This window comes from Allosphingosinicella deserti, from assembly GCF_003012735.1.
Lineage (GTDB): Bacteria > Pseudomonadota > Alphaproteobacteria > Sphingomonadales > Sphingomonadaceae > Allosphingosinicella > Allosphingosinicella deserti.
The window spans coordinates 83,243-103,464 of the sequence record NZ_PXYI01000008.1; the positions used below are offsets into that span (position 1 = coordinate 83,243).

Genomic DNA, 20,222 nt, shown 5'->3' on the forward strand with positions numbered 1-20,222 from the left:
GGAAGAATGGTGGGGGAGCCGACCGCGCCGGCTCCCCTTTAGCATCGTCGCGCGTGCGGTTACGCGGTGCGCACTTCCTGGAAGGCCCAGTCGAGCCACGGGAACAGTGCTTCGAGATCGTCGGTCTCGACGGTGGCGCCACACCAGATGCGGATGCCCGGCGGGGCATCGCGATAGCCGGCGATGTCGAACGCCGCGCCTTCGCCTTCGAGCAAAGACGCGATCTTCTTGACCAGCGCATTCTGCGCCTCGGCATCGAGGCCGGGCACCGCCGCTTCGGCGAATTTCAGGCAGACGCTGGTGTTGGAGCGGGTCGCCGGGTCTGCGGCGAGATGCTCGATCCACGGCGTCTGCTGCACCCAGGAATCGACTGCGGCGGCATTGGCGTCGGCGCGGGCGATGAGGGCAGAGAGGCCGCCGAGCGACTGCGCCCATTCGAGCGCGAAGATATAATCCTCGACCGCGAGCATCGACGGCGTGTTGATCGTCTCGCCCTTGAAGATGCCTTCGATCAGCTTGCCGCCCTTGGTCATGCGGAAGATCTTGGGCAGCGGCCAGGCCGGTACGTAGCTTTCCAGCCGATCGACGGCGCGCGGGCCGAGGATGAGGACGCCGTGACCGCCTTCGCCGCCGAGCGCCTTCTGCCAGCTGAACGTGCCGACATCGACCTTGTCCCAGTCGATATCCTGCGCGAACGCCGCCGAGGTGGCGTCGGCGATGGTCAGACCTTCGCGGTCCCTGGCGATCCACTCGCCATTGGGAACGCGCACGCCGGAGGTGGTGCCGTTCCAGGTAAAGACGACGTCATGCGACGGATCGACAGCGGCGAGATCCGGAAGCGCGCCATAGGGCGCCTTAACGACGTTGGCGTCCAGCTTCAGCTGCTTGACGACGTCGGTGACCCAACCTTCACCGAAGCTTTCCCAGGCGAGCAGGGTCACCGGGCGTACGCCGAGCAATGACCATAGGGCCATTTCGACCGCCCCGGTGTCGGAGGCGGGAACGATGCCGATGCGGTGGGTGGCGGGGACGCGCAGGACCTTGCGGGTCAGTTCGATCGCGTGATTGAGACGCGCCTTGCCGAGCTTCGACCGATGTGAACGACCGAGCGATCCAAGGGCAAGATGTTCGGGACCCCATCCCGGCGGCTTGGCGCAGGGACCGGAAGAAAAATGAGGACGCGCAGGCCGCACGTCCGGCTTCACAACAACCATATATTCTCTCCTCGCAGAGAGCGCGCGCCGCGTTGGGACGGCGTGGCCCGCCGACGCCCTTAACGGCGTGGCCGGGCGTGTCAATCGAACTCGTCCGAAAGATGGTGCGGAGGCGGCGGTGCCGGACGCGACTCAGATCGCGGCGGCGCCGAGCTTGCGGCGCATTTCCCAGCGCAGCAGAATGACGCTGAGCACCGCCTGGATGGTCACCGAAGCCACGGAAACATACCAGAAATCGTGGAGTTCGGTGCTGGGGCGTGCCGACAGCCAAAGTGCGGGAAACACGAACGTCATCAACCGGCTGGCGCTGCTCAGCAGCGACGGAATTGTGTTGCCGAGCGCCTGGAACATGCCGGAACAGGCGAAGACCAGCCCGACCGCGACGAAATTCCACGAGATGATTCGCAGATAGTCGGACGCGACGATTTGCACCGCCGGCTGGTCGGTGAACGGGTGGACGAGCAGGTCGGGGCGGATCTGGCACAGCAAGGTGAGCGTCACCATCACCACGCTGCCGATCAGCGCGGCGTGGCGAAAGGTGGCGCGCACTCGGTTGGTTTCGCCCGCGCCGAAGTTCTGCCCTGCGATCGGTGAGGCGGCAAAGGCGATCGCCATCGCCGGGAGGAAGATCGATTGCATCACCCGCGATCCGATGCCGAAACCCGCCTGCGCGTCCGCCCCGAAGCCGCGGATCGACCAATAGATCACCGCCGAGACGACGAAGATGAGAAGGAACTCACCCGAGGCCGGCAAGCCGATCCAGGCGATCCGTCGCCATGCTCGAAGCTTTGGCGCAAGACTTGGGCCGTGCAACCGCAAATAGGTCTGCAACCGGTTGAACATCAGGACGAGGACGATGGTGCCGGCGATGCTCGCGATCGAGCTGGCAAGGCCTGCGCCGGCGACGCCGAGCGGAGCGCCGGTGCCCCAGCCGGCGATCAGCACCGGCGCAAGCAATGCATTGGTCGCCACGCTGAGGCACTGGACGATCATCGGACCGGCGACCACGCCGGATGCGCGCAGCGCGGAGCCGAGCGCCGCACCCGGGAACATGATCGCCAGCGAGGGCAGAAAGGCGAACAGATAGGTTCGGGCGAGCGCGGCCGTTTCGGCATCGGCAGCGAGTGCCACGACCGCCGGGCCACCGAACGCATAGCCGAGCGCCAGCGTCGCCAGGGCGGCGAATAGACCCATGGACAGCGCTTGGTCGAAGATCTCCTGGGCGTCTTCGCGATCCTTTCGGCCGATCGCCTGAGCGATCAGCGACAACGTGCCGACGGAGACGAGCTGGCTCGCGGCAAGCACTGCAAACATGGTGCTCGCCGCCGCGGTCACGCCGGCGACCGCATGCTCGCCGAGTTGAGCCACGAAATAGAGATCGATCAGGACATAGAGCGTCTGTACTGCGAGGCCGAAGCCGATGAAAGCGGCCATCCCGATCAGGTGCCGCGGGATCGATCCCCTGGTCAGATCCTTCATGCCCGTCCCTTGCCGCCGCGTGCTCGTCTACACGCTCGTCTGGGCCTAGTCAAATATTACCCGGATCATAATCATCGTTTCTCCAGCGTCCGCAGCAGCTGGGTCGCTGCCTCGGCCGGTGTCTTCTTGCCCTCGGCGCGATCGACCTTGAGGTTCGCCGCCCGCATGGCACCGACGTCGATCGCCCCGAGCAGTGGGCGTAATGCGGCGATCAAGGCCTTGTCCTTGGCGGCGCGCGCCGAGAGCAGCAGCACGGCATCGTAATTGGGCAGCGCCCCACGCGGATCGGCGATCGTGACGAGGTCCAGCGCCGCGATCCGGCCATCGGACGAGAAAGCGGAGATCACGTCCGCCCCGCCGTCGGCGATCGCCCGGTACATGAAGGTCGGGCTGTATGCCCGTGCGTCGCCGAAGCGCAGGTCGTAGGCCTTGCGGAGCGCGCGCCATTCCGGGCGGGTGAGGAATTCGATGTCGCTGGCGAGCCGAAGCCGCGGCGCGACCCTGGCGAGATCGTCGATCGTGCGCACGCCCAGCGCCTCGGCGCGGCTCCGGCGCATCGCCAGCACATAGGCATTCTCGAAGCCGAGCGGTCCGAGCAGGACGACGCCATCGCGGGCCTCGAGGCGGCGGGTGAGCTCGGCCCGCATCACGTCCGCGCGCGGCGTGTCGGTGCGGCCCAGAACGTTGGTCCACAAGGTGCCGGTATAATCGACATAGACGTCGACATCGCCGGCCGCGACCGCGCGATAGGCGACGGCGGAGCCGAGATCGTCACGCTGCACGACCGGAAAGCCGGCGGCGCCAAGCCGCTGTCCGATGGCCGACGCCAGGATATATTGCTCCGAGAAGTTTTTGGCTCCGACGGCGATCGTACGGCGCTCCGATCCACTGCCGCCAATTGAAATGAGGGCCAGCAGCACGCCTATCCCGAACATACCCATCGCGGCCCAGATCCGGAGGGGCGAGCGGCGGGCGACGCCCGCTTCGACGAGGCCGAGCAGGAGATCGGCGGCGATTGCGAGCCCCGCCGAGGCTGCGCAGCCGACCAGCACGCGCACCCAATTCTCGGTCTGCAGCCCCGAAAAGATCAGATTACCCAGGCTCGGTTGCCCGACGGTGGTCGCCAGCGTCGCAGCGCCGATCGTCCAGATCGCGGCGGTGCGGATACCGGCGAGCAGCACCGGCGCGCTCAGCGGCAGCTCGACCTGGAGCAGACGCTGGCGGCCGGTCATGCCGGCCGCGTCCGCGGCCTCCAGGATCGCAGGGTCGAGCCCGTGGAGGCCGGCAACCCCGTTCCGCAGGATCGGAAGCAAAGCGTAGAGGGTGAGCGCGAGCAGGGCCGGCAGGAAGCCGAGCGCAGGGACCGGGAGACTGGTCGCGCGTCCGAGCAGCAGCAGCGCCGGGTAGAACAGGGCGAGCAGGGCCAGAGTCGGCACCGTCTGGATCAGCCCGGCGGCGCCGAGCAGGGGAATCCGGAACGTCCTCGATCTCGCCGCCCGCAAGGCCAGCGGAAGTCCGATGAGGATTGCGAGCAGGACTGCGGTCCCGCTGAGGAGGGCATGGGCGCGCAGCAAGGTCGGGAGATCGGTCAGCGCTTCGGTGAGACTGGGGCTCATCGCGCGTCCACCAGAGCCGCCAGACGTCTAGCCTGTGCCTGCGGAAGCGCGATCATCGCCTCCACAGCGGGATCGCCGCGATAGGCCAGAAGCTCGGCAGGCGCGGCATCGGCGCGGATGGTGCCCTCGATCAGCACGACGATCCGGTCGGCGAGCAGCAAGGCCTCGGTAATATCGTGCGTCACCATGATCGTGGTCAGGTCCAGCCTGTCATGAAGCGCGCGATAGGCCCGCCCGAGCTCGTCGCGCGTGACTGGGTCGAGCGTACCGAACGGCTCGTCCATCAGCATCAGCGAGGGGCGCGCCGCCAGCGCCCGGGCGATGCCGACCCGCTGCGTCTGGCCGCCGGACAGGGTATTCGGCCGCCGCGCGGCGAAGTCCGCCGGAAGCGCGACCAGATCGAGCAACTCTGCAACGCGCGCGGCGCGCGCGGCCTCGGTCCAGCCTAGCAGCCGGGGGACCACGCCGATATTCTCGGCCACATTCATGTGCGGGAACAGCCCGATACCCTGAAACGCATAGCCGATCCGCCGCCGCAACCTGTGTTTCGGACCGACGTTGATGTCGGTGCCGTCGAGCCGCACGGACCCCGAATCCGGCTCGATCAGGCGATTGATCGTCTTGAGCAGGGTCGTCTTGCCCGATCCGCTCGGCCCGACGAGGGCAACGAAGCTTCCGGCCGGGATCGCCAGCGAGACGGCGTGCAAGATCGGCCGAGCGCCAAGATCCTTGGCGACGTGGTGCAGCTCCAGAAACGGGTCGTTCGCCATGATCGATCTGTAGCCCGGCGTGCCCCGGGGTTCGACCCACTTCGTGCCAGGGCCGCAACATTCACCCGCCATGGCTCGGCAGACGGAGATCTACGATCTTCCGCAAGTCGTGCCTGTTGGCAGGCATGATATTGACTCTTACCGGCCCCAAGTCCTTAATCATCTAAACATCGGGGGGAGTCGCACATGCGAAAAATCGGCCTGATCATGGTCACATTGTGCTCTGTTTCACTAGCATCACCTGCACATGCCGACTCCTTCTTCCAGTGGGGTCAGGGCAATGGTGCGCAGAAGATGCTCGGCGCAGCCGATAACTATTGTTATCTTACCCGTGTCAGCGGCAAGTTCATGGGCTATGGCGAAAGCGTTCGCATCCGGGTCGTCAACGGCTTCTGGCAATTGGAAGGCCAGTCGCAGCAGCAAGGCGTCGCGGCCTGGGCCCGCTGCTTCGCCCGGAGCGAGATCAAGGCACCGGCCGGCGCCGAGCGCTGGAGCAGCGAGGAATTCAGCGCGACGGCCGACAATCCCGGCAGCGGCTGCGTCGACACCAATCCGCGCCTTGCGTGGTGGGGCGACGGCGCGACGGTGATGACGCTGGTCACCGGTGCCTTGCGGGGCAGTGGCGAGCGCATCACCATCAACCAGTCGGGCGATCCCTTCGGTCCCTCGACTCTGGTTCTGCACAGCTGCCAGAAACAGCTCGGCGTCGGTGCGCACAGCTTCTTCGTCGGCAAGCCGCAGAGCGGCCGGATTGCGCGCTTCATCGGTCCGGGCGGCACCGGGACGCCGGGGCAGGCCGGGGAATATGTCTCACTGCCCAATCAGAATGTGATGCTGGCGCCGCTGACCGATGCCTTCTGCTATTTCACGGAGATCAGCGGCGCGTTCAACGGCGCCGGCGAAAGCGTCACCATATTGCCCGGCTCGGATGCCAACGGCGTCAATCGCTGGGTGCTGCAGGCGCGGCACGCGAGCGGCAGCGGAGTTTCGGCCAAGGTGCGCTGCTACGCCCGCAACCAGATCTGACATCCGATCGCACTGGCTCAGATCTCCCTGGGAGTGACGGAGACCAGGTGATCGACCAGCGTCCGCAGCCGCCGGAGCCGCCGCAGATCCTGATGATAGCCGATCCAGACGTCGCGTGCGGGCGGTGGATCGCCGCGCAGAAGGCGTAGAGGCAGTGCGTCGCCGAGGATGCGAGGCAGCACCGCGATCCCGGCACCGCGCGCGCAGGCTGCGCCCTGCGCGTCGCGGTTGTTGCTCCTGAACGAGAGCCGGGCCTCGGGCCAGCGGCTGCGGAGCCAGCCGACGTCGGCGGCGCGGTCCAGCCCGGCATCGAGGGTGATCAAATGATGACCGCGACCGTCCGGGCTAGTCTCCGGATCGCCGCAGCGCGCGACATAGGAATCCGCCGCGTAGGCGCCGTAGCGGATGTGGACGAAGCGGCGCTGGACGATGTCCGCGCCGCTGAACGGGACGAATCGGAAGACGAGGTCGGCCTCGCGCCGGGCGAGATCGACCAGACGAGCCTCGGCGAGCAATTCGATCGTGATCAGCGGATTGGCGATGCCGAAGTCGGCGAGCGCGCCGGCGAGCACCGTATTGGCGAACCAGTCCGAAGAGGACAGCCTCAGGACGCCTTCGAGGCCGCGCGCACCGCCGAGCAGCTTGCGCTCCAGCCCGATCGACTCCTCTTCCATCTGCTCGACATGGCCGAGCATGGTTTCGCCTTCGTCGGTCAGCCGAAAACCTGCGGGCGTGCGCTGGAACAGGGAGGCGCCGATCACCGCTTCGAGCGCGCGCAGGCGGCGGCCGGCGGTAGGCTGGCTGAGGCTCAGGCGAGACGCGGCGGCGGTAAGCGTGCCAGCCCGCGCGATCTCGAGGAACAGCCGCAAATCATCCCAATCGATCCGCAATCTTGCTTCGTCGGCATGCACAGGCGTTTCCCTATCAGGGCTGCGAAACCTTGTCATTCACGGATGAATGGCGACCCTGCGCGCTTAGCGGTGGAAAAGCTGCGCAGGGGCCGCGATCTGGCGAGTGACGGCGCAACCGCGCCATGCTTTGGGAACAATCATCATGAAGGCCATCGGCTATTACGAGTCCGGCAGCATAGACCGGGACGACGCCCTGCTCGATCTCGATATTCCGGCACCTACCCCGGGACCGCGCGACCTGATCGTTCGGGTCCGCGCTGTCTCGGTCAACCCGGTCGACGTCAAGGTTCGCGGCGGCGCACTGCCCGTCGAGGGCACGCCCAAGGTCTTGGGCTGGGATGCGTCCGGCGTCGTCGAGGCGGTCGGCTCCGACGTCTCGCTGTTCGAGGTCGGCGACGAAGTCTTCTATGCCGGCGACATCACCCGCCCCGGCACCAATGCCGAGTTGCACGCGGTCGACGAGCGGATCGTCGGCCACAAGCCGAAGTCGCTCGACTGGGCGCAGGCGGCGGCGCTGCCGCTGACGGCGATCACCGCCTGGGAGCTGCTGTTCGCCCGCCTGCGCGTGCCCTACGGCCGCAAGTCAGGAGGAGGGGCCTTGCTGGTGATCAACGGTGCCGGCGGCGTCGGCTCCATTCTCATCCAGCTGGCGCGCCGCCTCACCGGCCTGACCGTGATCGCCACCGCGTCTCGTCCGGAAACCCAGGCGTGGGTACGCGACATGGGCGCGCATCACGTCATCGACCATCACCAGCCGCTCGACGCGGAGCTTGCTCGCATCGGCATCGGTGAAGTCGATTATGTCGCCGGCCTCACCGCCACGGAAAAGCAACTGCCCATTTTTCCGACGATCGTCGCGCCGCAGGGCCATATTGCCCTGATCGACGATCCCGAGACGTTCGACATCGCGCCATTGAAGCGCAAGTCGATCACCGTCTCCTGGGAGTTGATGTTCACCCGTCCGATGTTCGGGACGAACGACATGATCGAGCAGCATCATCTACTCGAGGAGGTCGCCCAGCTCGTCGATTCCGGTCTGCTCAGGACGACTCTTACCCGGACGCTCTCTCCGATCGATGCCGCCAATCTCAAGACGGCGCACGCTCTGGTCGAAAGCGGCGGTGCAATCGGCAAGACCGTGCTCGCCGGCTTCTGACGCGATCGGAGGCGGACGGGCGCCGAACAGGCGCCCGTCCGCCTCCGTCGTCGGGCTCAGCCTTCCTCATCCTCGCTCTTGGACGGGGCCGGGGGAGGGGGCAGGTGCGCGGTTGCGGCCTTGGTCTTCTCCATGATGGCCGGCATCTCCTTCATCAGCTCTGGCGTGAGCTTCGCCATCAGCGACATGATTTCAGGATCGACCCATGTCATCATCGATTCCGCTGCGAACAATCGTCCGGAGCCGGTCTCTAAGAAGCGGTTGATGTCCTGGAGCTGCGCGGCGCTGAATTTCCTGGCATAGGCACGGGCGAGGCCTTCCCGGACGTCCGGCTCGATCCGGCCCATGATCGGCGCCATTTCCTGGAACAGCACCCGGTTGGTGATCCTCATCCGCTCCTCGAAGTGCGGGTCGCCGGCACCGAGCACCTCCTTGATCGTCTTGTCGCCGATTTCGCGCTCGATCTCCAGGTCCGGAGCACTGCCTTCGGGCAGGATGTCTGCCATGCGCGAATTGTACATCTGGCTGGTGATCGTGCCGACCATCTGTTCCATCGAGCTTCGCATCATTTTCTCGTAGCTGCCAGGGGGCAGCAACGCCGCGGCGGTCTTTCGGGCGAGTTCCAGCTGCCCCGCTTCGATCTCGGTCACGTTCGGGGAGACGACCGTCGGCTGTTGCTGCCCGGTCGCGGTGCTGGACGCGCCGGCAAGCGCGGCGGCGGCAATCAGGATCGTCATCATCACTCTTCTCTAGGACGTCCGCACCTGCTCCGGAAGTGAGGAACGGCCGTCGACCGGAATCGAGAGCGGAGCGGGGCGGGTGATTGCCAGCTCGGCAGACCGGCAAGAAAGGGCTGGAGCAAGCGGCTGCATCGACGTGCCGTCTTGACCCGGGTTCGTTCAATCCTCAGCGTCCAAGCATGCGGCGCGGACTCGTCCTTCTCTCCCTTCTTCTGCTGCCGAGCTGCATTCCGGGCGGGCAGAAGCGCGATGAGCGACCGCCGCGAGCCCCCGCCTCGCGTCCCCCCGAGGACGTCCGGCAATGCCTCGCCGATCTCACCCGGGAAGGCGTGCGCTTCAAGGCGCTGCCGGACCGAGTGTTCGAGAATGGCTGTTCGGCGATCGGCGCAGTGCAATTGCTCGACATCGGCACACCGACCACCAACCTGAAATCGATGACCTGTCCGGTGGCGCGCCAGTTCGCCCGCTGGACCCGCGAGGCGCTGCAGACCAATGCGCGGGTCTGGCTCAACAGCCGGGTGATCAAGATCGAAAGTTTCGGCACCTATGCCTGCCGGCCGGTCAACGGGCAGCAAGGCAACAAGCTCAGCGAGCACGGCCGCGCCAACGCCGTGGACATCGCGGCATTCGTGCTGGAGGATGGGCGACGGATCACCGTGCTCGCCGGTTGGAACGGGCCAGACGAGGATGTCCGGCGATTCCTGCGCGCGGTACATCAGGCGGGCTGCCGCCGCTTCGGGATCGTGCTCGGCCCCGATGCCAACGCCTTCCACCGCGATCACCTGCATTTCGACATGGGACGCGGCCCGTATTGCCGCTAAAGGCCGCGCCATGACCGAAATCGTTCCCCCCACGCGCGTCTTTCAGCGCGCCCGCGAAGAAGCCGAAGTTGCCAACCAGCCGACCCCGGCGCCCCAGACAGCCGATGCGGCCTACCGCCTCGCCTTTCAGGACATGGATTTCCTGCTCCGCGAGGATCTGCGCCCCGTCCGCTTCCAGCTCGAGCTGCTCAAGCCCGAATTGCTGCTCGACGAAGCCAGGATCGGCTCCACCTTCGTGATGTACGGATCCGCCCGCATTCCGGAGCCGGAGAAAGCCGATGCGCTGCTCGCGGCCGCGGCGACCGACAGTCAGCGGCTGGTCGCCGAGCGGCTCAAGGCCAAGTCGAAATATTATGACGAAGCGCGAAAGCTCGCGCGGCTGTGCAGCCGGGTCGACAAGGGCCCGGACGGGCAGCGTCATTTCGTCGTCTGCTCCGGCGGCGGCCCGTCGATCATGGAAGCTGCGAATCGCGGCGCCTGCGATGTCGGGGCGGAATCGATCGGCCTCAACATCGTGCTCCCGCACGAGCAGATGCCCAATCCCTATGTCACGCCGTCGCTGAGCTTCCAGTTCCATTATTTCGCGCTGCGAAAGATGCACTTCCTGCTCCGGGCCCGCGCCGTGGCGGTGTTCCCGGGCGGCTTCGGCACGTTCGACGAATTCTTCGAGCTGCTCACCCTCATCCAGACCGGTAAGGTCAAGCCGCTGCCGATCCTGCTGTTCGGCCGCGAATTCTGGGAGCGTGTGGTCGGGTTCGAGGCGCTCGCCGAGGAAGGCGTGATCGCCCACAAGGATCTCGACCTGTTCCACTTCGTCGAAACCGCCGACGAGGCCTGGCAGTTCGTCTGCGAATATTACCACGCGCGTGATCTGCCGGTGGAGCTCTGCAAATAGCCATGCTTTCGCTGTTCGGGGCGCGCCTCTCGATCGATCGGGACGAACTCGAATGGCAATTCGCCACGTTCAAGTGGTTGCGGCTTGAATTCGGGAGCGCCGCTCGGCCCCTGGTGCTCCCGAGCCCAGCCTTCTTTCCCGCCTCCTCACGCCAGGGTCACGGACGGATTGCGGATCTTTTCGAACATGTCCGCGCCGCCGCAGGCATGGAGGACTGGCCGTGTGAGCTGCAAGCGGGCCGGCGTGACCGTCCAGCCCAAATCGGGCCGGCGCTGCTTCTTCGCCATGAGGACGCGCCGGCGCCATGCGGCACCTTTCAGATCACCGGCGAGGACGGCATCCCAAAGGTGGTCATCACCTACAATCCGGAGTTGGCGAACGATACTACGGCGATGATAGCAACCCTCGCGCACGAGCTTGCCCATTATCTGATGAGCACGGCCGCGACCGATCCTCCGGGCGGATGGGACCTGCACGAGCTCCACACTGATCTTGCTGCCACGTGGATGGGATTCGGCATCTTCCTTGCCAACAGCGCCCGCAATTTCGCGCAGTTCCAGTCGGACGGGCTGCAGGGCTGGTCGTCGCGAACGCAGGGCTATCTGAGCGAGCAGGCGCTCGTCACCGGCCTTGCCATCGTGGAGCGGCTATATGGTCGCGATCCGCTGACGGCCGCGCCATTCCTCAAGACCTATCTCGAAAGCGATCTGCGGCGGGCAACGAAGGCACTGGCGAGATTGCATCCCGACATCCCGGCGGCGGTCGGAGCGGTCGACCTTGCCCAATACGGCGCCAGCTGACGAATGTGATTTCGATCAACGGGCCCGCGCACGCTCATGCTCGGCGATCAGCACATCTACCGGCACGGCCCGGATCGTCGCCGCCAGCACCTCTTCGGCAAGATCCTGCGGGCCCTTCAGGCGCAGGCATGATTTGCCCATGTCGAGCCGCTTGCCGGCGCTCGCCCAGTCGCGCTTGAGGCGCTCGGTCCGCTCTTCGGAGGCGTAGACGCAGGTGAGGTAGAGGGCGGTGAAATTCTTCTGAGCCGCCAGCGCCGCGTAACCGAGCGGCTGTCCGTTGTACGTGTTCGGGTAGCGCGACAGCGGCACTTCCCAGGAGATCATCCCCCAGTTCATCCGCTCCTCGTAACCGCTCGGGAGGTTCGCGTTGATCAGGTCGCGCAAGCGGGCGACGAACGCGGCGCGCTCCGGCTCGAGCTCCGCCAGATAGGCTTCGGGGGTGGCGGCCTGGCTCGAGACCATCACCCCCGCTCCGTCATTGCGTCTTCTGCTGGCCGGCGCGGCCGTCCACCGTCGGTGCGCCGTCGCCGTGGATGTTGCTGGCGCCGCCCTTGGCGCCGGCGGCCGTCGCCTCGTTGAGCACCGGCTCGTCCTCACCCTTGTCGCCCGCCGCCGGCTGGTCGGCGGCTTCGGCCGCGGCCTGGGCGGGGTTGCCCGCAGCGGCGACGGGGGCGGGAAGCGGCAGGTTGCTGCCCTGCGCGTTCAGCCAGGCGATCAGATTGGCGCGGTCCTCGGGCTTGCCGAGGCCGGCGAAGGTCATCTTGGTGCCGGGGGCGAAGTCGCGCGGCGACTTCAGCCACTGGCTCATTTCCTCGAAGCCCCAGGTGCCGCCATGGCCGGACAGGGCCGGCGAGTAAGCGAACCCGGCCGCATGCTTGCCGATCGGCTTGCCCATCACGCCGAACAGATTGGGGCCGGTGCCATTGGCGCCGCCCTGGTTCGCGGTGTGGCAGGCCGTGCACTTCTTGAACACCGCTTCTCCCTTGGCGATGTCGGCGGACGCCATCAGATTGGCGATCGGCTGCTCGGCCTCGGCACCGCCTTCGGCACCCTCGGCGCCGGTTACACCCTCGATCGGATAGCCCATCTTTTCAGGTCGTTCCGCCTTGAACATCTCCGCGGTAACGATCGAGGCGCCGAGCGCGACGATGCCCGCGCCGAGCACCCAGCCCGCAATCGTATTGTTGCGATTGTCCATGCCGTGTTCAGACCTCCAGGGGCGCGCAAGGAATGCGCGCGGATGGGAATTCGGCAGCCCCTTTAGAAGGGGCTGCGCCAACGGGCAAGCGGCTCAAAGCGCATCCGGTTCCGATGAACCTTGATCGCTGCTGAACCGCATGCCCTTCGAGGATGCATGCGCTGCCCCGGCGCGGCCTTCGTCCACCCACCAGCGGAGCAAGGTGTACGCAATGGCGAAGGGCGGCGGCGCCAGGAAAGGCGCGTCGCGTTCGCCGGCCAATGCCGCGCGGACCTCGTCGCGCGACGCCCAGAAGCCGTGCTCGAGTTCGGTCGTGTCGAGGACGATCGCGTCGCTGAGCGCTTCCGCAACGCAGGCCATCATCAGCTGGCCGGGGAAGGGCCAGGGCTGGCTTGCGACGTAGCGGACGTTGCGGACGCCGATTCCGGCCTCCTCCATGATCTCGCGTGCGACCGCTTCCTCGACTGATTCGCCCGGCTCGATGAAGCCGGCGAGCGCCGAATAACGACGCGGCGGATATTGCGGCTGCCGGGCCAGCAGCACCTTGCCGTCATATTCGGCGAGCATGATCACCACCGGGTCGACCCGCGGGAAGTGATCGGCACCGCAGTTTCCGCAGCGGCGGCCCCAGCCGGCGCGGTACACCGCGGTCGCAGTGCCGCAGACGCCGCAGAAAAGATGGCGGTTATGCCACTCGATCAGGCTCTTGGCGCCGCCCCACAAGGCCGCATCCTCGGCCGCCATGCGCGCGAGCAGGCCGAAGACGCTCCAGGCGCGCTGCCCGGGCTCGGTCCGGATCAAGGGCGCGAACAAGGGCACTTCGCCCTGCAGCCCGAGGAAGATTCGCTCGGCCGCGCCGTTCAGCGGCGACCAGGTCAGCCGTCCCTCGGCGTCGAGCACCGGATCGAGCCCTTCGAGCTGCATCAGCAACGCACCCTCATGCGCGGCGAGCTCGGCCACGCGCCCCTCGTCCAGTCTGAGATTGTCGGCCCGGTCGATCGACGCGCCGGTAAATCCAGTGCGGGTCATGCCGCATTCCTCCATTCGCTGCCGCGGGCGGCAAGCCGCGCGAAAAGGGTGGGCAGACCTGCTTCGCCGATCCGGGCGATGGGCCACCAGATGCCGTCGGGATCGCGCCGGTCCGATTCGGCGCAGAGCAGGCGCATGGTCAGCGCGAAATGGGTGAAGACGTGATCGACGCTGCCGGCCTCCCGCCACGCCGCTTCCGCTGGAGCGTCGTCGGTGGGAAGGGCGAGCATCCCGCCGAGCAGGCCCTTGGCCGGGCGCCGCACCAGCCGGACATGGCCGTCATGCTCCAGCCAATAGGCAACGCCGTCGCGGCGCGGCTTCGGCGCCTTGGCGGCCTTGACCGGATAAATCGCCTGGGTTCCGGCGGCGCGCGCGGCGCACAGCGGGGCGAGCGGGCAGCGGCCGCAATCCGGCGCGCGGGGCGTGCAGATCGCCGAGCCGAGATCCATCATCGCCTGGGCGAAATCGCCGGATTGCGTCTCGGGCGTGATCGTCTCGGTGAGCGCATAGAGCCGCTCGCGGGCGCCGGGCAGTGGCGCGTCGACCGCGAACAGGCGTGAGACGACCCGCTCGACATTGGCGTCGACCACCACGGCTCGCCGTCCGAAGGCGATGGCTGCGATCGCGGCGGCAGTGTAGCGGCCGATCCCGGGCAGCTTCCGGAGCTCGGCTTCGTTATCAGGAAAGCGCCCGCCATGCTCTCCGGCGACCCTGCGAGCGCAAGCGACGAGGTTGCGCGCCCGGGCATAATAACCAAGGCCGGCCCACGCTGCCATGATCTCCGAATCCTCGGCTGCGGCGAGCGCTTCGACACTGGGCCAGCGCGACGTGAACTTGTCGAAATAGGGGCGCACCGCCGCGACGGTGGTCTGCTGGAGCATGATTTCGGACAGCCAGATCCGGTACGGATCCGGAGTCTCGCCGGGCTCGGCGCGCCACGGAAGTTGCCTCTTATCCACAGCATACCAGCTGAGCAGCGCAATTGATGCATCGACGGACATGGGCCGCCTATGCCATGCTTGGCCGCATGGGCAAATCGGGCGGGACGACGAAGAAGAAGGAGCAGCAGGCGGCGCCGCGCGCAGGCCGTGCACGCAGCGTCTCCGACATGCTGCCGGAAATCGGCGGTGCCGCTTTCCGGCGCTTCGGTTTCGTCCAATCCTCGATCGTCAGCCGCTGGAAGGAGATCGTCGGTGATCGCTATGCCGGCGTTTCCTCGCCCGAATCGATTCGCTTTCCGCCGGGACGCCGCTCGAACGGTGTGCTCACCCTGGTCGTCGAAGGCGCGCATGCACCGGTCATGCAGCATGTGGTTCCTGTGATCATCGAACGGGTGAACCGTTTCTTCGGCTACGAGGCGGTGACCCGGGTGCAGTTCCGGCAAGGCATCGTTCAGGTGCAGCGCTCCAAGTCGAGAGTTGCTCCGCCTTCGCTGCGGCCGATCCCTCAGGAAATGAGCGACTCGCTGCGAGAGATCGCCGATCCGGAGCTTCGCACCGTGATGGAGGCGCTTGCGCGTGGCGTTGCGGCAGGCGAAGGGCAGGGCCTCGGGGTCACCGTTGCCCTTCCGATCGTGGGAAGAATTGGAGAGAAGAAGAAATGAAGGCTTTGACCGGCACCGCGCTCGCGGCACTCGCACTCCTGCTTGCGGGCTGCGGCAGCGACGACGCCGCCTCCAACAATCAGGGCGCGGTCGCCCAGAACGTGCCTCTCAAGCAGATCCCGGCGCCGAACGGCGGCGACTGGACGCAGGTGGTCAGCGAAACGCCGCAGGGCGGGTTCGTCATGGGCAATCCCAATGCGCCGGTGAAGCTGATCGAGTTCGGATCGCTGACCTGTCCGCATTGTGCCGAATTCTCCGAGCAAGGCGCGCCGGTGATCGTCAGCAAATATGTGAAGTCGGGTCAGGTGAGCTTCGAGTTCCGCAACGTCGTGCGCGATCCGGTCGATCTTGCCGCTGCCCTGCTGGCGCGCTGCAACGGCGCCGCCGCCTTCTTCCCGCTAAGCGACCAGTTCTTCGCGTCGCAGGAGGAATGGTTCGGCAAGGCCGCCGCTCTGACGCCGGAGCAGCAGCAGCAGATCGGCGCGTCACCCACTCCGGCGCTCGGCTTCGCAAAGGCGGCGGGGCTCGATCAGTTCGCCAAGGTGCGCGGCGTTCCCGCATCGAAGGCCCAGGCATGCCTCACCGATCAGGCGCAGATCCAGCGGTTCGTCCAGCAGAACGAGGCGGATGCGAAGCAATATGACATTCAGGGCACGCCGAGCTTCGTGATCAATAACGAGCGCGTCGAGGCAGGCGCCTGGCCGACGCTCGAGCCGCTCATCCAGGCTGCGATCAAGTGATTCGGCGCGGTCTGATCCTGGCGCTCGGCGCAGTCGCCCTGGCCGGCGGGCTTTCGGCCGCGCTCGTACCCGCCGGCGCCGCGCCGGCCCGCAAGGCGGCTGCGCCCGCCCGCGATTGGACCAAGACAATCGTGACGACGGCCGAGGGCGGCTACCGCATGGGCAATCCGGCGGCGCCGGTGAAGCTCGTCGAATATGGCTCGCTCACCTGCCCGCATTGCGCCCATTTCAACGCCAGTGCGAAGGCAGCACTGGAAGCCAGGGTGCGCACCGGAAAGGTCAGCTTCGAATTCCGCAACTTCGTGCTGAACGGCATCGACGTCACCGCCACTCTGCTCTCGCGCTGCGCGGCGCCGGCCAACTACTTTCGTCTGACCGAGAGCCTCTACGCGGCGCAGCCGCAATGGATCGGCAGGATCAGCGGCCTTCCGCAAGCCGAGAAGGACAAGTTGAAGACCTTGCCGGAGGCCGAGCGGCTGGCACGCATCGCCGACATCGGCGGGCTCACCCAGATTGCGGCCGCCGCCGGCGTCACGCCGCAAAAGGGCAAGGCCTGCCTCGCCGACCCGGCAGCGCTCGCCCGCCTCGAAAAGATGGCGGAAGCCGCTGCGGCACAGGGAGTTCAGGGCACGCCGACTTTCTTCGTCAACGGCAAGATGGTGCGCGCCGACGATTGGTCCGCCATCGAACCCGAAATCCGACAGGCCGGCGGATAAGGAGCAGGACCATGCGCCTGGGGGGGCGGGGATGCAGATAAAGCGGCTGAAGCTTTCCGGCTTCAAGAGCTTCGTCGAGCCCGCCGAACTGCGCATCGAGCCGGGCCTGACCGGCGTCGTGGGCCCGAATGGCTGCGGCAAATCGAACGTGCTGGAGGCAATCCGCTGGGTGATGGGCGAAAGCTCGCCCAAGTCGATGCGCGGCGCCGGCATGGACGATGTCATCTTCGCCGGCACCGCCCAGCGCCCGGCACGCGATTTCGCCGAAGTGAGCATGCTCGTCGAGCGCCCGACCGAGGAGGTGTCGGGCGACGTCGCGCTCGCTCCGCCCGGCGATGTCGAGATCACCCGGCGGATCGAGCGCGGCGCCGGCTCTGCCTACCGGGTCAACGGCCGTGATGTCCGCGCCAAGGACGTGGCCTTGCTGTTCGCCGACGCCGCAACCGGCGCCCACTCGCCGGCCTTGGTCAGCCAGGGCAAGATCAGTGCGATCATCGCGGCCAAGCCGACCGAGCGCCGCGCGATGCTTGAGGAAGCAGCCGGCATCTCCGGGCTCCACGTGCGCCGCAAGGATGCCGAGCAGAAATTGCGCGCGGCGGAGGCCAATCTCACCCGGCTCGACGAGCTGATGGGCGACATGGAGAATCGTGCGGCCGCGCTGCGCCGCCAGGCCAAGGCTGCCGAGCGTTACCGCAAGCTCTCCGATCAGATCCGCATCGCCGAGGCACGGATGATCTTCGCCCGCTGGCGCGAAGCGGCGAATGCAGCGGATGCGGCGAAGAAGGAAGCCGAGGCCGCCGTCGCCGCGGTCGATCGCGCTGCCGATGCGCAGAGGGTCGCCGCCGCACGACAGACCGGGGCCGCCGAAGCGGTCGCCGACAGGCGCAAGGCCGCCCAGGGTGCGCGCGACGCCGCAACCGCCCTCGGACACAGCCTCGCCAGCGTGCGCGCCGAACGCGACATGGTCGCGCGCCGGATCAAGGACCTGACCGCGCGCCAGGCGACGCTCGCCGCCGACCGGGTCCGCGAGGCCGCGCTCGCCGAGGATGCCAAGGCGGCCCTCGAACGACTCGCGCGGGAAAGCGAGGAGATCGAAATCCGACTCGCCGCCGCCGAGGCGGCACGCGGCACGATCGATATCCGCACCGTCGAGGCCGAGGATGCCGCCCGCGCCGCGGAGGCGGAACTCGGCAAGGCGCGCACCGTCCAGGCGGCCGAGCAGGCCGAGGCCCGCGTCGCCCTGGCGGCGCTGGAGGCGGCACGAGGCAAGCTCGCCCGCGCCGAGATCGAGGCACAGCGGCTCGCCCAGCAACTGCAGGCGCTCGGCGACGAGATACCTCTGGTCGAGACCCTGCAGGCAGCGCGCGGCAAGCGCGAGCAGGCCGAGAAGAAGCAGGCGGAAGCGGCCGGAGCGATCGCCGCGGCCGAGACGGCGCGCCAGCAGGCGGCGGCGGCGCGCGACGCGGCCGAGAGCGAAGGCGCTGCGGCGCGGGCCGCCCATGCGGCGCTCGAATCGGAAGCGCGGGCGCTCGCCAAGGCGGTCGAAGGCGCGACCGGTGACCGCGCCATCCACCATTTGAAGGCGGCGCCCGGATTCGAGCGCGCCCTCGCCGCGGCGCTCGGCGACGATCTCGACGCAGTCGTCCGGGGCGATGCCGCCCGGCGCTGGACTGGCGCCGATATCGAGGAAAGCGATCCCCCGCTTCCGCCGGGCTGCGAGCGGCTGCTCGACCATGTCGAGGCGCCGGCAGTCCTGCATCGCCGCCTCGCGCAGATCGGCGTCGTCGACGAGGATGATGGTCGCCCGCTCGCCGTCGGCCAGCGGCTCGTCACACGCGACGGGCGGCTGCGGCGTTGGGACGGCTATGTCGCGACCGGCGTCGGCGCGGCAGCGGCGGAGCGGCTGATCCGGGTCAATCGCCTCGCCGAATTGCAGGCAGCTTTGCCCACGGCCTTTGCGGCCGTCGAGGAGGCGAAGGGGCGCATCGCCGCTGCGCTTGCGGAGATGCAGAAGGCGCGGGACGCCGCCGACGCCGCTCGCCGCAGCGAGGCCGAAGCGACGAGCGCGATCCGCGACGCGACGCGCGCCGAGGACAGCGCCCGAGTCGAGATCGAGCGGCTGGAGATGCGCCGCACCGGGCTCGCCGAGCGGATCGAGCAGGCCGCCGCCGACCTTGCCGACGCGCGTACCGCTTTTGCCGATGCCGGAAAGGTCGTCGAAGCGCTGCCGGACGCGCGCGCGACCGAGGCGCAGGTCGCAGCACTTCGCACCAGCGCGGAAACCGCGCAGCGCGGGCTCGCCGACGTGCGCGCCGAGGCGGCAACCCAAGCGCGGGCGATCAGCGCCGATCGCCAGCGCGCCGACGCGGCCCGCAAGGAAGCCGCCGACTGGACTGTCCGCGCCTCCGAAGCAGGCAAGCGCCAGGCAGACATGGCCAAGCGGATCGCCGAGGCGGAGGAGGAGGCGGAGAGCCTCGCCGGCGCGCCCGAGGCGCTGGCGCGTCGGCTCGAAGCGATGGAAGCAGACTATCTGGAGGCGACCCGCACGGCCGAAGCCGCGGCCGTCGCCGAGCGCGAAGCGGAGGCGGCTCTGCGGAAGGCCGACGCGCTGCTCGCCGAAGTTGGAGAACTCCTGGCCACGGCGCGCGAAGGCCGCGCCGGCGCCGTCGCCCGCCACGAGAACCAGGAATTGCGCCGCATGGAGATGGGCCGCATTTCCGGCGAGCGCTTCGAATGTCCGCCACCGCTGCTGCCGGACAAGGTCGGCTTCGACGATGCGACGATCGAGCCGTCGGCCGAGGAAGCGACCCGCCACGAGCGCCTCAGCACCGAGCGCGAGCGCATCGGCCCGGTCAATCTCGTCGCGGAGCGGGAGCTTGCCGAACTGGAGGAGACGCGCAGCGCCAGCCTCGCCGAGCGCGAGGAACTCGGGCTCGCCATCAACCGCCTGCGCGGCTCGATCGGCAGCCTCAACCGCGAGGGCCGGCTGCGCCTGCTCGCTGCCTTCGAAGCCGTGGACCGGCATTTCCGCAGCCTGTTCACGACCTTGTTCGAAGGCGGCCAGGCCCATCTCGAACTCGTCGAGTCCGAGGATCCGCTGGAAGCGGGCCTCGAGATTCTCGCCCAGCCGCCGGGCAAGCGCCTGTCGACGCTCACCCTGCTCTCCGGCGGCGAGCAGGCGCTGACTGCGGTGGCGCTGATCTTCGCCTTGTTCCTGACCAATCCCGCGCCAATCTGCGTCCTCGACGAAGTCGACGCGCCGCTCGACGACGCCAATATCGAGCGCTTCTGCGATCTGCTCGATCGCATGACCGGCGAGACCGAGACCCGCTATCTGATCGTCACCCACAATGCGGTGACGATGAGCCGCATGCACCGTCTCTTCGGCGTGACCATGATCGAAAAGGGCGTCAGCCGCCTGGTCAGCGTCGATCTCGGCAGCGCCGAACGCCTGCTTGCCGCGGAGTGAAATCGCCCCTCAGCAAGGCGACGGGCCAAACAGCAAGAA

General features: G+C 67.6%; 19 protein-coding genes. 9 read left to right on the forward strand and 10 right to left on the reverse strand.

From position 1 onward, the window contains the following. Positions 1-59: 59 nt before the first annotated feature. The 4 genes from C7I55_RS21305 to C7I55_RS21320 all read right to left on the reverse strand — a co-directional run bounded on the left by C7I55_RS21305 (position 60) and on the right by C7I55_RS21320 (position 5,079). On the reverse strand, positions 60-1,214 hold the full coding sequence (locus C7I55_RS21305; RefSeq protein WP_106515053.1) for a phosphoserine transaminase: 1,155 nt from the start codon (positions 1,212-1,214) through the stop codon (positions 60-62). Positions 1,215-1,346: 132 nt separating this feature from the next. Further along, on the reverse strand, positions 1,347-2,693 hold the full coding sequence (locus tag C7I55_RS21310) for an MATE family efflux transporter (protein ID WP_106515054.1): 1,347 nt from the start codon (positions 2,691-2,693) through the stop codon (positions 1,347-1,349). Positions 2,694-2,764: 71 nt separating this feature from the next. Next, the gene (locus C7I55_RS21315; RefSeq protein ID WP_106515055.1) at positions 2,765-4,309 is read right to left on the reverse strand and encodes an ABC transporter permease/substrate-binding protein; all 1,545 of its coding nucleotides are present in this window, start codon (positions 4,307-4,309) and stop codon (positions 2,765-2,767) included. Then, positions 4,306-5,079: an ATP-binding cassette domain-containing protein gene (locus tag C7I55_RS21320; RefSeq protein WP_106515056.1), complete on the reverse strand. Its 774-nt coding sequence runs from the start codon at positions 5,077-5,079 to the stop codon at positions 4,306-4,308. The genes C7I55_RS21315 and C7I55_RS21320 overlap by 4 nt, the downstream gene beginning before the upstream one ends. Before the next feature lie 186 nt (positions 5,080-5,265). On the opposite strand from C7I55_RS21320, the gene C7I55_RS21325 reads away from it, so the two are divergent. Beyond that, entirely contained in the window at positions 5,266-6,105 is an 840-nt protein-coding gene (locus C7I55_RS21325) for a hypothetical protein (RefSeq protein WP_146151103.1), read from the forward strand. Between the two features lie 17 nt (positions 6,106-6,122). Here the strand turns inward: C7I55_RS21325 and C7I55_RS21330 are convergent, their stop codons facing one another. Then, the gene (locus C7I55_RS21330) at positions 6,123-7,016 is read right to left on the reverse strand and encodes a LysR family transcriptional regulator (protein WP_233222341.1); all 894 of its coding nucleotides are present in this window, start codon (positions 7,014-7,016) and stop codon (positions 6,123-6,125) included. Positions 7,017-7,158: 142 nt separating this feature from the next. On the opposite strand from C7I55_RS21330, the gene C7I55_RS21335 reads away from it, so the two are divergent. Continuing rightward, positions 7,159-8,172 (forward strand): zinc-binding alcohol dehydrogenase family protein, encoded by a 1,014-nt coding sequence (locus tag C7I55_RS21335; protein WP_106515058.1) that lies wholly within the window; start codon positions 7,159-7,161, stop codon positions 8,170-8,172. Positions 8,173-8,228: 56 nt separating this feature from the next. On the opposite strand, the gene C7I55_RS21340 is transcribed toward C7I55_RS21335, so the two are convergent. Next, positions 8,229-8,912: a DUF2059 domain-containing protein gene (locus C7I55_RS21340; RefSeq protein ID WP_106515059.1), complete on the reverse strand. Its 684-nt coding sequence runs from the start codon at positions 8,910-8,912 to the stop codon at positions 8,229-8,231. A 179-nt stretch (positions 8,913-9,091) separates the two neighbouring features. On the opposite strand from C7I55_RS21340, the gene C7I55_RS21345 reads away from it, so the two are divergent. From C7I55_RS21345 to C7I55_RS21355, 3 genes are read left to right on the forward strand one after another with little or no spacing between them, the layout of a single operon-like run. Then, the gene (locus tag C7I55_RS21345) at positions 9,092-9,733 is read left to right on the forward strand and encodes an extensin family protein (RefSeq protein WP_106515060.1); all 642 of its coding nucleotides are present in this window, start codon (positions 9,092-9,094) and stop codon (positions 9,731-9,733) included. 10 nt (positions 9,734-9,743) lie between these two features. After that, a complete protein-coding gene (locus C7I55_RS21350) occupies positions 9,744-10,628 on the forward strand; it encodes an LOG family protein (RefSeq protein ID WP_106515061.1) in 885 nt (294 codons plus the stop codon). Positions 10,629-10,630: 2 nt separating this feature from the next. Beyond that, positions 10,631-11,428: a hypothetical protein gene (locus C7I55_RS21355; protein WP_106515062.1), complete on the forward strand. Its 798-nt coding sequence runs from the start codon at positions 10,631-10,633 to the stop codon at positions 11,426-11,428. 15 nt (positions 11,429-11,443) lie between these two features. Here the strand turns inward: C7I55_RS21355 and C7I55_RS21360 are convergent, their stop codons facing one another. The 4 genes from C7I55_RS21360 to mutY form a co-directional block, all read right to left on the reverse strand. Then, positions 11,444-11,890, reverse strand: a complete 447-nt coding sequence (locus C7I55_RS21360; protein ID WP_106515063.1) for a DUF1801 domain-containing protein — start codon at positions 11,888-11,890, stop codon at positions 11,444-11,446. Between the two features lie 13 nt (positions 11,891-11,903). Next, positions 11,904-12,626, reverse strand: coding sequence for a c-type cytochrome (locus C7I55_RS21365; protein ID WP_106515064.1), 723 nt, complete (start codon positions 12,624-12,626; stop codon positions 11,904-11,906). 93 nt (positions 12,627-12,719) lie between these two features. Continuing rightward, positions 12,720-13,655 (reverse strand): NAD(+) diphosphatase, encoded by a 936-nt coding sequence (gene nudC, locus C7I55_RS21370; protein ID WP_106515065.1) that lies wholly within the window; start codon positions 13,653-13,655, stop codon positions 12,720-12,722. Next, positions 13,652-14,656, reverse strand: coding sequence for an A/G-specific adenine glycosylase (gene mutY / locus C7I55_RS21375; RefSeq protein WP_106515066.1), 1,005 nt, complete (start codon positions 14,654-14,656; stop codon positions 13,652-13,654). Before mutY ends, nudC begins: the two co-directional genes overlap by 4 nt. Here mutY and C7I55_RS21380 point away from each other — a divergent pair. From C7I55_RS21380 to smc, 4 genes are read left to right on the forward strand one after another with little or no spacing between them, the layout of a single operon-like run. Further along, on the forward strand, positions 14,641-15,258 hold the full coding sequence (locus C7I55_RS21380; RefSeq protein ID WP_408640622.1) for a DUF721 domain-containing protein: 618 nt from the start codon (positions 14,641-14,643) through the stop codon (positions 15,256-15,258). The genes mutY and C7I55_RS21380 overlap by 16 nt on opposite strands. Then, entirely contained in the window at positions 15,255-15,998 is a 744-nt protein-coding gene (locus tag C7I55_RS21385) for a thioredoxin domain-containing protein (protein WP_106515067.1), read from the forward strand. Before C7I55_RS21380 ends, C7I55_RS21385 begins: the two co-directional genes overlap by 4 nt. Further along, positions 15,995-16,714 carry a thioredoxin domain-containing protein gene (locus tag C7I55_RS21390; protein ID WP_106515068.1) on the forward strand — a complete coding sequence of 240 codons (720 nt, stop codon included), beginning with the start codon at positions 15,995-15,997 and terminating at the stop codon, positions 16,712-16,714. Before C7I55_RS21385 ends, C7I55_RS21390 begins: the two co-directional genes overlap by 4 nt. 31 nt (positions 16,715-16,745) lie before the next feature. Next, positions 16,746-20,183: a chromosome segregation protein SMC gene (gene smc / locus C7I55_RS21395; RefSeq protein ID WP_106515069.1), complete on the forward strand. Its 3,438-nt coding sequence runs from the start codon at positions 16,746-16,748 to the stop codon at positions 20,181-20,183. Positions 20,184-20,222 lie beyond the last annotated feature (39 nt).